The organism is Rhizobium rosettiformans W3 (assembly GCF_004912135.1).
Classification (GTDB): Bacteria; Pseudomonadota; Alphaproteobacteria; order Rhizobiales; family Rhizobiaceae; genus Allorhizobium; species Allorhizobium rosettiformans.
The window spans coordinates 1-12198 of the sequence record NZ_STGU01000034.1 but is presented as its reverse complement, the minus strand read 5'-3'; the positions used below and the strand labels follow the sequence as shown (position 1 = coordinate 12198).

The 12198-nt window shown below is 58.6% G+C and carries 14 protein-coding genes; 2 read left to right on the top strand and 12 right to left on the bottom strand.

Annotated features, from left to right (window positions below; translation table 11 throughout):
• Positions 1–137: 137 nt before the first annotated feature.
• The 9 genes from FAA86_RS23620 to FAA86_RS23580 are packed head-to-tail and all read right to left on the bottom strand — an operon-like array spanning position 138 to position 7235.
• Positions 138–902, bottom strand: a complete 765-nt coding sequence (locus FAA86_RS23620) for an ATP-binding cassette domain-containing protein (protein ID WP_070149958.1) — start codon at positions 900–902, stop codon at positions 138–140.
• A complete protein-coding gene (locus FAA86_RS23615) occupies positions 895–1740 on the bottom strand; it encodes an alpha-D-ribose 1-methylphosphonate 5-phosphate C-P-lyase PhnJ (protein ID WP_136543671.1) in 846 nt (281 codons plus the stop codon). Before FAA86_RS23615 ends, FAA86_RS23620 begins: the two co-directional genes overlap by 8 nt.
• The gene (locus tag FAA86_RS23610) at positions 1733–2794 is read right to left on the bottom strand and encodes a carbon-phosphorus lyase complex subunit PhnI (RefSeq protein WP_136543669.1); all 1062 of its coding nucleotides are present in this window, start codon (positions 2792–2794) and stop codon (positions 1733–1735) included. Before FAA86_RS23610 ends, FAA86_RS23615 begins: the two co-directional genes overlap by 8 nt.
• Positions 2778–3353, bottom strand: a complete 576-nt coding sequence (gene phnH / locus FAA86_RS23605) for a phosphonate C-P lyase system protein PhnH (RefSeq protein WP_136543666.1) — start codon at positions 3351–3353, stop codon at positions 2778–2780. The genes FAA86_RS23610 and phnH overlap by 17 nt, the downstream gene beginning before the upstream one ends.
• On the bottom strand, positions 3350–3829 hold the full coding sequence (gene phnG, locus FAA86_RS23600; RefSeq protein WP_167495084.1) for a phosphonate C-P lyase system protein PhnG: 480 nt from the start codon (positions 3827–3829) through the stop codon (positions 3350–3352). Before phnG ends, phnH begins: the two co-directional genes overlap by 4 nt.
• Positions 3804–4319, bottom strand: coding sequence for a hypothetical protein (locus tag FAA86_RS23595; protein ID WP_062553577.1), 516 nt, complete (start codon positions 4317–4319; stop codon positions 3804–3806). Before FAA86_RS23595 ends, phnG begins: the two co-directional genes overlap by 26 nt.
• Positions 4320–4339: 20 nt before the next feature.
• Positions 4340–5092, bottom strand: a complete 753-nt coding sequence (locus FAA86_RS23590) for an ABC transporter ATP-binding protein (RefSeq protein ID WP_136543662.1) — start codon at positions 5090–5092, stop codon at positions 4340–4342.
• Positions 5089–6141: a FecCD family ABC transporter permease gene (locus FAA86_RS23585; RefSeq protein ID WP_136543660.1), complete on the bottom strand. Its 1053-nt coding sequence runs from the start codon at positions 6139–6141 to the stop codon at positions 5089–5091. Before FAA86_RS23585 ends, FAA86_RS23590 begins: the two co-directional genes overlap by 4 nt.
• The gene (locus FAA86_RS23580) at positions 6138–7235 is read right to left on the bottom strand and encodes an ABC transporter substrate-binding protein (protein WP_205910066.1); all 1098 of its coding nucleotides are present in this window, start codon (positions 7233–7235) and stop codon (positions 6138–6140) included. Before FAA86_RS23580 ends, FAA86_RS23585 begins: the two co-directional genes overlap by 4 nt.
• 82 nt (positions 7236–7317) lie before the next feature.
• On the opposite strand from FAA86_RS23580, the gene FAA86_RS23575 reads away from it, so the two are divergent.
• A complete protein-coding gene (locus tag FAA86_RS23575) occupies positions 7318–8265 on the top strand; it encodes a LysR family transcriptional regulator (RefSeq protein ID WP_136543658.1) in 948 nt (315 codons plus the stop codon).
• Between the two features lie 208 nt (positions 8266–8473).
• Here the strand turns inward: FAA86_RS23575 and FAA86_RS23570 are convergent, their stop codons facing one another.
• The 3 genes from FAA86_RS23570 to FAA86_RS23560 are packed head-to-tail and all read right to left on the bottom strand — an operon-like array spanning position 8474 to position 10234.
• A complete protein-coding gene (locus FAA86_RS23570) occupies positions 8474–8698 on the bottom strand; it encodes a hypothetical protein (protein WP_062553572.1) in 225 nt (74 codons plus the stop codon).
• Positions 8691–10004 carry a hypothetical protein gene (locus FAA86_RS25050; protein WP_136543656.1) on the bottom strand — a complete coding sequence of 438 codons (1314 nt, stop codon included), beginning with the start codon at positions 10002–10004 and terminating at the stop codon, positions 8691–8693. Before FAA86_RS25050 ends, FAA86_RS23570 begins: the two co-directional genes overlap by 8 nt.
• Positions 9986–10234 carry a hypothetical protein gene (locus tag FAA86_RS23560; protein WP_062553571.1) on the bottom strand — a complete coding sequence of 83 codons (249 nt, stop codon included), beginning with the start codon at positions 10232–10234 and terminating at the stop codon, positions 9986–9988. The genes FAA86_RS25050 and FAA86_RS23560 overlap by 19 nt, the downstream gene beginning before the upstream one ends.
• A 498-nt stretch (positions 10235–10732) precedes the next feature.
• Here FAA86_RS23560 and FAA86_RS25045 point away from each other — a divergent pair, with 498 nt between their 5' ends.
• Entirely contained in the window at positions 10733–11884 is a 1152-nt protein-coding gene (locus FAA86_RS25045; protein WP_210310019.1) for a P-loop NTPase family protein, read from the top strand.
• Positions 11885–12198 lie beyond the last annotated feature (314 nt).

Below are 12198 nucleotides of genomic sequence, written 5' to 3'. Positions count from 1 at the left end.
CGTTGATTTGCCCGACCCTGAACCGCCGACGATCAATCCTATTTCACCGGCCCTCAATCTAAAGCTCACCGGACCGACGGCTCGTGCTTCGTAGTCCTTTTCCAGGTTCTCGACACGCAAGATGTCCATAGCCGTCCTCAAATCATTGCCGCGACGAGGTCGCGGGCCGCAGGATGACAAGGATCAGCGATGAGCCGGTCTGGTGGAGCCTCCTCGACGATCCTGCCTTCGTCGAGCACGATCACGCGGTGGGCGATCAGCCGGGCAATCCGGAGATCATGTGTCACAAGTAACATCGCGACGCCCGTTTGGCGCTGAAGCCCCGAAAGCAATGAAAGAAGACGGACCTGCACCGAGGTATCCAAACCAGTCGTCGGCTCGTCCAGACAGAGAACCTTCGGTCCGTGGACCAGCGCTCGCGCAATCTGCAAGCGCTGCTGCATGCCACCGGAAAACAAACTCGGCAGGTCGCCCATCCTTGCGACATCGAGATCGAGTGCAGCGAACCAGTGCTGCGCTGACGCCATCGCTCGGCCAAAATTGCGCTCGCCATTGTCGAACAGAGGCTGAACGATGTTCGCGGCGGCACTTTGTGCCATATCGAGGGTGTCACGAGCATTCTGAGCGACTATCCCGACGTTCCGACGTCGCTGTGAAACCAAAGCCTGCTCGGGAAGCTCATAGATCGAGATCGGGCCATCGGCGGATTGGTGTAGCACCCTCCCCTCGTGCGGACGCAAAAGCCCGCCCGCCATACGCAGCAGCGTCGACTTTCCCGCTCCGGATTTCCCGACGAGACAAAGCACCTCTCCAGGATAGAGGACGAACGACGTGTCCGGCGCAATCCGCCTATCATATGAAACGCGACCAAGCGTCAGGACGGGAGAAGGTAGCCTAAGCACCGGCAACCTCCTTTGATCTTTGTTCGCAACATTCGGTATCGGAGCATACCCATTCGCTTGTCCCATCATCCTTCTGGAGAAGGTGGTCGAGATGACTGGTTGCGCATCCGCAAATGACACACTGCCGTCCGTCATCAGGATAGCCGGGGTCAAAAGGTATATCGTCGAATGCAAGGCTTTCGACATGGGTGTAGGGTGGCAATGCATAGAGCCGACGCTCTCGCGCCGCGCCGAATATCTGAATTGCCGGCGAACGGTGGAGACTAGCGTTATCTCGCTTCGGTATCGGTGACGGAGACATCAAATATCGCCCTTCGACCATAACCGGGTAGTCATACCCTGGCTGGACTGCACCACGACTACCGGTTCTTTCCTCGAACAGCCGAGCGTACACACGGCCGTAATCCGCGTGTGCGTGCATGCGCGAGGCCTCCTTGGCCGAGTTGACGAAGGCGCGCAAAGGGTCTGGTCTCGGCACCTGATAAACGACGATCTGCCCCTCCTGGAGCTTTGCCTCGGGGACACGCTGGCGGACCTGTATCAGTGTTGCCTCAGGCGTGCGGGTCGTGGTGCTTACGAAGGCCGTCCTTGTGAAAAAGGAGCGAATGTTTACCGCATTCACCGTGTCGTCTGAGCCATGGTCGGTAACCTTTAGCAAGTCCTCCTCATTGATCAGGCTTGCCGTGACCACCATGCCCCCTACCCCCCAACCGTAAGCTATCGGCATTTCTGGTGCGATGAATGGCACCTGATAGCCTGGGATGGCCAAGGCCTTCAGGATCGTTCGTCGCACAGATCTCTTGCTGTCCTCATCGAGGTAGCCGAACGTTTCATTCATGCTCAGACCTCGCACGCCGGATCAGTTCAAGGTCCGATTGAAAGTCGGAATAGTGAGGCAATTTGAGGTGCGATACATAACCGGCTGCTTCGACGCCGTCGCTGTGGGACAGCACCAGCTCAGGATCAAGTCCTGCTTTCAGCGCCTGATCCACGGTGGCCATAGCGACAGCTTTTCTCTCGTTTGTCCCGAACGCAACACCGAAGCCCGGCGCGAGATGGGATTGTTCGCCGTCCAGAACCGGCGCCACCATACGGCAGATGACGATGTCGATATCACCTATCGGAATGGTAAGGCCCAGATCCTCAAGCTCGACCATGATCTCAACCTGACCTGCCGACAGCTCCTCCACATAGGGATGGGACGCGCCGGCAGTGCGCAGCCGCGTATATGCAATACCAGTCAGAAACCCCTCTTCTCCACGAACCAAATGGCCGAGTGTCTCAGATGGTCCGTAAGGCGGGCGGATCGGGACCCGCGTGATGTCAACTGGTTCATGATCCCGGTTCCCACTCGGCTCGCAGTCTGGGGGAACAAGCAAATCGTGATAGGAGGATGTATGCGGTCTTAGCACGGCGGGTTCTTGGTCGAAACCGCTTTCAACCTGCAGCTCCTCGTCAACCACCGAGCGACCAGCGCAGGGGCGCGCCCCCATCAAGGAAAAATCGAGAAGCCGGTGGGTGTAGTCGTAGGTCGCTCCAAGGATCTGGCCGCCGGCGAGCTCTTTCGTGGTCGCGGAGATATGCCGATCGAGGTGAATATCCGTGAATTCTATCGGCTCGCAATGGCTCATGCGCCGAAGCGTTGCGCGGTGGGCCCGCAATAGGAAGGTCGCCTCCGACAGATCCCCTTGCGCCTGCTTCAGAGCGAGAGCCGCGAGGTCTCGATCGTAAAGGGCGCCTTCCGTCATCACCCGGTCCACTGCACCCCGCATCTGCTCCCTTATTTGGGCGACGGTCAATTCCGGCACATCGGGATCGCCACGCCGGGCACGCGCCAAGGCTTCGAGGCTCCTGGCAATGGCAACTTCTCCCCCCTTAACCGGTACATACATCGGCGATCTCCAATCTGACGCTTCGGGGGAGACATGCGCACAGTTCACCGGCCGTAAAGATCACATCGATTCCGAGCGGGTAGAGCGCGTTATTCTGCGCCCATGCGGCAGGAAACATTTTCGGCAATCCAATCGGCGCCAGGCTAGCGCCGTTTGGCCCTACTCCCGGGCCGGCAAGCCGCCATGGCTCACCACCGGTGAGTGAAACGACTTCTATGAGCATGGTCGTGGAAAGGTGCGGGTCGACAAGCGTTCCGACGGGAAAGCCATCGAACCCGTTAAAGCGTTCTCCGCTACAGAGTGCGAAAACACAGTTTACCCGACTCGCACTCGGCAACTGTGCCTTGGTCGCATTCGCCTTGATTTCGGCGAAGCCTTCATCAATCCAGACCGGCGTCGTCTCATCCGCGAGCGTTTCGAGGACAACGGAATGAGCGAGCTGTCCTGCGCGCAAAGTCATCATCTTACCAGGATAGGCGAATGCCTGAAGGAGGTTTCGATAGGCCTTTCGGTCTTCGTAAGCGTTCTGGGGTCCACGCTGATCGATCGCAATTTTCACGGCGTTTTACCCCCTCGCGCGGCGGTGAAAAAATGTGCCGCTGTCGCTTGAGCCGTATTTGCCCGGCGCTGCCGGCTCACCGAGATGGCGGACTCGGCCGGCTGCAGCAATTTCGGCCTGAGTTCGCCATACATCTGAGGATCCTGGAGCAGCGCATCGAAAACCGCCACAAGCTCAGCCCTTTCAAGATCGCTGCCCAGGACCACGCCATAACCATGCCGACCGGCCAGTTCTACCACGCAGCGCGTCATAGTCGCTTCGCCGAGATGAAACGCGGTTTCCGTCACCGGTGCTTTGGCACGCAGCTGGATCAGGCCGATCTCCGGCCCCACAAGCCGACGCGCGTCAGCACACTGCGGACAGTCTTCGAAAGATGCCCGCAGCAGATCAATGGGCGCGCGAGCGAGCACGCCCATCCAGTGGCGACGCTCGCTCTGGATGCAATCGGTATCAGGCGCGGCTGACTTTGGCGTCATAGACATCTTCCGGAGCGAGCGGAACGAGGCGATCGCCCATCTCGCGCTTCAGTGCGGCAAGGCGCACTTCATCGTCGGCGGTGCGATTTTCCTTGCGAGCTAGCTCAAGGAATTCGGGCCGCACATGACCTGGGCGGATCGTAACCTCGACTACCGTACCGCGGTATGTAAAACGGAAATAATACCGTCCCTTCGGGCTTTCCTCGATGCCGTCCCAACCCAGCGAACGGTCGACCACGTACCGACCGTCGGTCAGCCCTCTGGTAACAAATTCGAAGGCATCACGTCCACCAGGACCCGGAAACGCCGTATCGATACGGATTTCACGCCGTTCGACGGGACGTCCTTCATCCAGTAGCGGAAACGCCCGCTGCATGACCTTGAGGCCGTGCGCAACGCCACCGGGAAAACCGGGACCATGGTATTTGAGGAGTTCGGCAAAGCTCACGGTGAAGGCTTCGCCATTCTCAAGATAGGTAATCGTGTCCAATGTAGGCTCCTGTTCTTGGTTTAGGATGAAGAGACGGTTGCCCCAAAGATTGGGGAAACGATATCAGGTCGGCCAACAGCCCCGGTATTCCGCATGAAAGGCACCCCGTAGAGGCGGGCGAGCTCGCCATCCGTCATCATGTCGGCCGTGGGGCCATAGAGAACCTCGTCTCCGGCATGCATCATCAAAGCCCGATCGGCGAGGATCAAACCATGCTGTGGATGATGGGTGGTGAAAACGATCGTGTGGCTGCGAGCCTGCCTCAGCCGCATCAGGACACCGAGCAGCAGGTTTTGATTGGCAAGATCAAGGGAAGCTGCGGGTTCATCGAGCACGAGAACTTTGGCCTCTGTCGCCAATGCCCGCGCAAGCAGGACGATCTGCCGCTCGCCGCCGGAAAGGTGACCGAAAGAGCGTTCTGCAAATTGAGAGGCGCCTACTGTGGCCAACGCGGACAAGGCAGCGATCTCGTCAGCCTTTCCCGGCAGCCCGAAGAGCCCCAGGCGCCCGGCTCGCCCCATCATCACGATGTCAAGGCAACGATGCTGATCTCCGCCACCTTGTGACTGCGGTACATAACCGACAACGGCAGGCATCGTTCGGGTGCCTTCACTCAGCTCCAGGGATCCTAGCAAGGTGCGCAGAAGCGTGGTTTTACCGCGGCCATTACAGCCCAGGATCGCCAACACCTCACCATGCGGCAGATCAAAGCTGACATCGCGAAAAATCCAGCGCTGACCCCGCCTCATTCCTGCATTTGAGAGTGCGATCATTGGGTCGCCCCAATCCGCGCCTGCCTTGTGCAGAGGAGGTAGATGAAGACCGGTGCACCAATGACAGCCGTAAGAATACCAAGCGGCAGTTCGGCGCTGATGATTGCTCGTGCGAGTGTGTCGATCAACACCATAAAACTCGCCCCGAGCAACGCGGCCGTGCCATGAAAGCGGCGATGTCCTTCTCCGACAAGGAGGCGCGCCGCGTGCGGAATGACGAGCCCTACCCAGCCGACGACACCGGATACGGCCACGCAACCGCCAATGATCACCGAGATGACCGAGAAGACGAGCCAACGCGAAAAACCGACATTCACACCGAAAGAACGCGCCTCTTCTTCCCCCATCGACAGGACCGCAATGCGAAAGCGCAAACGATAAAGAATGATGATGGCAAGCAGGATCACCGGGCCATGTTCGCCGACCTTCTTCCAACTTGCCGATGAGAAACTGCCCATCAGCCAGAAGACGATCGCAGGAAGCGAAGTTTCCGGATCGGCCACGTATTGCGTCAGCGAGATCATAGCTGAAAACAACGCATCAATGACGATACCTGCCAGCACGATCGAAAGGATCGTGCGCCCTGCTACACGTGAGATGACCGCAACCAGCACAAGCGCGAAAAGAGCCGAGCTGAAGGTAGCGGCAAACAACACGGTAGCGCCACCGCCGACCAGCAGCGTCAGCGCCCCACCGAGCGCCGCCCCCGATGAAACACCTAGCACACGCGGCGACACGAGTGGATTGCGGAACAGAGCCTGAAGTGCTGCACCGCATAGAGCAAGTCCTGCACCAACGATCGCCGCCAGCAAGATGCGTGGCACACGAACGTTGATGAGAATGCGCTCCTCCATAGTTTCTGGCGCAAGCGCGCCAGAAAGCCAACGAGCCGCGATGTTCAGGACATCAGCAAGCGGTATGCTGAACCGGCCAACTGATGCCGAGACAACGATCGCCACTACAAGAAGCAAGAGCAATGCCGACCAATGTATGACCGCGCGTGCGGTCGACTGATCCGGATGATTGGTTCCGGCAGGGGCCAGTGTCATTTGCGAGCGAACTGTTGATAGTTCGAAGCGCTGGCGTTGAGATCGAGCTTCAAGACAGCGTCGATTTCGTCTTCCGTAGGAGAATAGTTGTAGAGCCGTTCAAATCCCTTTTTCACCTCGGCGCGCAGATCGAAATGGAAGAGGTTCGGATGAGCAAGGTTTGCAAGCCACATCCAGGTAAACGGGCTTTCGTGGCTGGCGCTATCCCATACATATCCACCATTCGGTGTCTTGTAGACACGCCCGGTCTTGGCGGCAGTGGTCTGCGACAAAACTTCGTTCTCGAATATCGTTTCGCGTCCGGCGTCAGTTTCCGCAGCTGTCAGCATGATAAGGTCGGGGTTCCACGCCGCAATTTGCTCTGCGTTGACTTCTGCCTGGACACCCAGGCCCTTGCCAACATTGTCGCCGCCAACGAGCGTGATGAAGAAGTTCTGGTAGCTCTTTTCCCCCGTCGCAGTAAATTTGCCTTTGGAGGAGCGCAGGTGAAGGATTTTCGGCTTGCGTTCCGCCGGGTGTGCCGCAAGCGTAGATTTGACGTCTGCAATGACTTCGTCACGCCACGCAAACAGATCCCTCGCCTTTTCCGGTTTGCCAAGAATATTTGCCACGAGGCTGATGTTTTCGCGGGCGAGCTCTTCCGTACCGCCATTGCCGCCTCCGACCATCAGCGCGACCGGAATACCGGCGTTACGCAGTGGCGCCACGAGTTCGTCTCCTCGACCGCCCCATTGGATGACGAGATCGGGCCTGAGCGCCGCGATTGCTTCGACATTCGGCATCCAGCCATTGCCGCCCTCCGCCACGATACCGCTTTCAATGGACGCGGCCTCTGGAAACATCTTCTTGAGTAGGCCGGTTTCGAATGCTTTGCGTGAACCGGGGTTCATGCCGACGAGATGTTCCGACGTCCCATCAACCGCGATCACCGTTGCAGCACCCGGCTGTGGCAAGGTGACGATGCGCGTCGCAGGCTTCGGAAGAGTGACTTCAGCGCCAGTCACATCCTTGAACGTGATGGGTTCCGCAAGCAAAGGCGCCGGCGCCAAAGCTAGGATAATTGCTGCGGAGGAGAGAAGAAACTTCGAAAACACCAGGCACCTCATAATATGAGTATTGCATTCACGTTTTTCGTATATATGGAGAAGCGTCTTATCAAGTCGAACAAATCGGACAATGCGGGAAGAAATTTCGAACAGACTTGCCTCCCTTTCCATCCGTGATCTGATGTTGGTTTTGGCCGTCCATCGGTGCGGAGGTTTTCGCGCGGCGGCCGAGGAGATGGGTATCAGCGCCTCGGGGCTGTCGCATCAGGTTCGCAAAGCCGAAACAGTGTTGGGCACAACTGTATTCGAGCGCGGCGCCCGCAAGGTCACTCCGACTGACGCCGGTGGCGACATCCTTAGGCGTATCGGCATGCTGCTCCAGCAAGTTGCAGCGCTGGGCCATGAGACCAGCCGAAGGGCGGGGGCATTCGGCGGGCGCCTCCGCGTCGGGATGATCTCTACTGTCGGCCCATTCCTCATTCCTCAAACGGTTGGGTTCGTTCACAAACACTATCCGCGTCTTGAACTCGCTTTCATGGAGGGGAAGCACGAAGGCCTCAGCAGGCGACTTAGAGAAGGGGAGCTCGATCTCGTGATCACGGCGTGCCCTGTACTCGATGAGGCGTTCCATCAGGTCGAGCTCCTCAACGAGCCGTTTCACCTCCTCACAAGCGTGGAAAATCCGGTCATCCAACGTGATCAGATCGAACCAGCTGATCTCGCCAAACTCGATCTATTGCCCTTGAGCGAAGACGACTTTCCCATGAGCATGGAGGATTCCACTCTAAGGTTTGCCGACCGCTCGAATGGACCGATCTTGCGCTCTTACGGGCTTAGCATCGAAACCCGAGTACACCTCGTCAGGGAGCAGGGATACTCGTGCTTAATTCCGTCTATCGCGTGTGGGCAATCCATCAGCGGTACGCAATTTGCGTGGGCAGAAATCAAGGGAGAGCCCGTTCGTAGACAAATCTTCGCTCTTTGGCGGCGTAGTTCACCATATCCGGTAGATCTTGAGAATTTCGCCAAGGAGCTTGCCATCCTTCTAAAGGAAGGCCAGCGATCCGTAAGGTCTTGAACCAATTCGAGCCCATGTGAAGCCATCCAGACACGCAATATCGACCGTAAACAACTCTATTATAGGCACGTTTGTTCATCGAGCGAGCAAAGCCTCCTCGCCGGCGCCCATTTGGCGAACGCCTTGACTTAGGGCCGGGCGGGTCTGTGATGATGTCCTTGCCGCCGATCGACTTGTTGACGGTCGGCCCCCCCGGTCAGCTCCCGGGTCACCATTTCCAGCGCGTCGCGTCCTCCGGGTCCGGAAAGGCGGTCACAATCGTCACCTCGCGCCGTTCCAGCGGCGTGTCGGACAGCAGCCGAAACGCCGCCCGCATGGCCTTCAGCGCATGCGTCACACCGCCGGGAGAACCGCCGCCGTGATAGGCGTTGGTGGCGTCGAAGGTGAAGCTGATCGGGTGGCCGTTGTCGAGCACTGTAATGGCATTAGACATCTGCGAGGGCTTTCAGGTTGGGAACGAAACGGTCGAGGAAGCCAGTCGTGGCCGGCATGAAATGCGAACCGTGGTGGAACATCGGGTCGAGCGATGAGATGACCGTGGTGCCCCTGGTCGAGACCGTGTCCTCGTAGAGGATTGCCCGGCCTTCGCCATCGCGGACCAGAACCGCTGCTCCATCCGGCGGAAGGAACCAGCCATGCAGGTGCCAGGTTGCCTGCTTGTCGCCGATACCAGCCATCAACGGATGGCTGGCCGCAGCCTCCGTCACCCGCACCCCGAGATCGGCTGTGGGGTCGAGCCACCACCACCAGTTCGTTGGCGTGCCGGTGAAATCAACATGCGGCAGCCAGAGGTCGGAACAGCTCTCGCCGAGCGCCACCACCGTGCCGCCGGCATCGAGGTGACGGGCGAGCACCGCCTTCTGCGCGATCATGCGCTGCGCCGGTGTGCGGCAAGGGACCCAGAGAATGTCGTCGGGGCGCAGGATGTCGCCGAGCTGTTCCGGCGAGCAGATGACGTCGAATATCCCGGTGTAGCGCGACCCCTCAAGGCAGCGGATATGATAGTAGGTGCCGGAGGATGGCGCGACGATGCGCCGCCGTCCGGTCCGGGTCGACATGCGCATGCCGCCGTAGGCTTCGGGCTCGGCAAGCAATTGGTGGGCCGCCGACGATGACGACGCGGTCGGCCAAGGGTCGAGGCAGGCGCCGCCAAGGGTCCAGTCAATCATGCGCCGCGTCAGCTCGCTCGAGAGGTTCCATTCGAGTCCGACCGAGCCGAGATCATTGCCTGAATGGGAAAAGATCCGCCCGCCGTGGGGACGTGCCCAGACCCAGTCGACCGGCACTTTGGCCGGCCCCAGGCCGTTGATTGCGACGGCCCCATCCGGCAGCGGATTGCAACCCCGGCCGTAAAAGCCCGCCACGCCTCTGTTGGTCTCGAGCTTTGAAAGATCGATGCCCGAAAACAGCGGATGGGCGTTGACTGGGGAAAGGTCGAAATCGGAGCGCTTTGGGGCGTTGATCGGCCGGTACTGGTTCATGCCATCGACCAGCGGCCGCACCATGTGGCCGTTGAAGAACCAGCGACCGCCGGCGTCGAGGAAGGCCGCCAGCGCCTCGCGCATCAGGACCATGGCGTTCTGGTCGAGCTGGTTGCCGGTGATCAGGCCCCTGTGGGCGAGAAGCATCTCCGCAGTTAGGTCCGGCTGCTCCACGATCGTCAGCAAACCTGCGCCCTCCGCCGCCCTTACGGCTTCCGAGGGGGCCTCAAAGGCCGATTTCAGATAGATCGTGCCCATGCGGCCTCTATTTCGGCGAAGGCCGGCAGGATCGCCCGGTGCGTCTCGCCCGTCGGTCCGGTCACGTCCCAATCAGCGCATCGCCACGAGGCGATCCGCTCGACCAGTTTCGCCGGCGTTACTGCGCGATTTTCATGGTCGGTGATCGTAATCGGCTCCGCAATCATGGCGTTGGGTTGAACCGCAACCAACGCGACGGTGATCGCCAGCTTCTTCCCTGTGAAAAACATCGAAAACCCCTCAATATCCAGTTACGCATCAAAAACCCTAAATATGAGTTTTTCGTCAAGATATTGCGCCGCCCGTGAGCCGCCGAGGGCCGGCTGTTACGCAGGGATGCTTCACGTCGCAATAGTCGCGTTGTTGCTGTGTCCGGAGAGGATGCACCAGAAGGACTGCCCGGAAGAAGATGCTTCGCTTATGTGGCTGGGCTCTCGCATTGAAAGGAGTCGAACCTGCGACCCTTAAGCGAACTTTCCCACTGGATTGGATTCGTGATGTTTTCAGATCGTAACGGGCCTCAAAACGCGGTTCACTAAATGGTCTGCCACGGTGTTCACTTGACCGAAGGCGGGCCGCTTGTCATACATAAGGTGGCCTTACACGCAGGCCGGTGTGCCCGCCACGCAAAGCTATGTCAGCGTTTCATCTCTGAATTGTCACACTGTGCCAACAGGCACGGTCTGGCCATTAGCGGGCACATGGTCGGATCAATTCAGGAACTGAATATGACCGAAGCAACAGAAATTAGCCGCCTCAAGCTTATTGCAAAGCGTCACGCCCGAGCCACCAGGGTGGCGCTACGTGAAGCGCTGAACTTGATTGCCGTCCACCTCGGCTTTGCGAATTGGACACAACTGGTTTCCGCCAACAAGAGTGGGTGGGTACCAAGCCCCGAACAGGTGGCGAGCATCGAAGCGATGGTCGCGAACCACGTTTCACCGGCGGATTTCACGACGGTAGGTGCCGACGCCAGTGCGTGTCGCTGGGAGTATCTTAAACAAGCAGAACAAGGCCAGATAAGGGGCCACGCCTATCGCCTGCAAGTGGCCCTAGATGACGTCATCATCGCAGGAGAGGGCTGGAGCATCACGGTTCCGGAGGATCCGAGTGCGCGCGCCACGGTGCGAACGAGTGCCGAAGTAGACGACCAGTCCCCTGTGTTCGATCCGGATTTCCTCGAAGAAGCACTGAGCTTGGCCAATCATCGGATGGCGCAAGTCCGCGGCAAAATCTCGACCGACTGGCCAAGGAGATCGACGAAGCCTGATGGAAAGGGTCGATCTCGCCACCCACTGTGGGACCGCGACTCCGACATCTGGTTTTGCTTACATTGTAACGGGAAAATAACTGGTATACAGATTGCACAAAATCTGTGGCATTGCCCCGCATGCGGCGCCTCCCCAGTCGACATATTCGATAGTGCGTTCTGGTGCGAAGATGAAGGCAAGTCGCTACCGCCGATCGGCGCCAAAGCGAAATCGCACACCGGCAAACCTGAATTCCAGGTAGTCGATGACCGTCCAAAACTTGAGTTGAACGAACGCAACATCGTTCTTCTCATGAGAAGCGCACTCTTAGATGACGCGACGAACGTGAGCGAACGACTGGGGGCGCTCTTGGCCGAAATCACCGTCGATGAAGACAACGACGTCTGGATCTCGCTCGAAGAGGATTTGTGGCCGGATGATAAGGAGCCAACTCAGGCGATCAAGGTTGCAGCACAGCTCGGCATCGAAATTGAGTTGGAGACCATGTGGTCGAAGATTCCTTTTCACTGGCCAGCTTTGGGTGAGCAGACCTCAAGTACCACCAAATACCTGCAAATGTTACTAGAGGCATATGCGCAGTATGCTGCCCCCTCAGACAGCGAGGGGTAGTCGTTTCAGGCCAACCTCCTCGATCGGATATCGATCGAGGAGGTTGGTCACGATGCCGTCTTAGACAATGGGTGCATTTTGCCCTTCGAAACGAGGGTGGCTCGCACCCGATTGGAGAACATTCCACCCGAGAATTCGGAAGCACCACCCGCCGGCGGAGAGACTGCCGGCTTCGGGACTGTTGTAGCTTCTACTCGCTGTTCTGTGTGGTTGAGTTGAGCTACACAGAATCAGCGATAGCGGAGGGCATCCGCAGCCCAAGGGGTATTAGGTGAGCGACGCAAGGTCTCAGATTTCCGCAGAGTCATTTATCT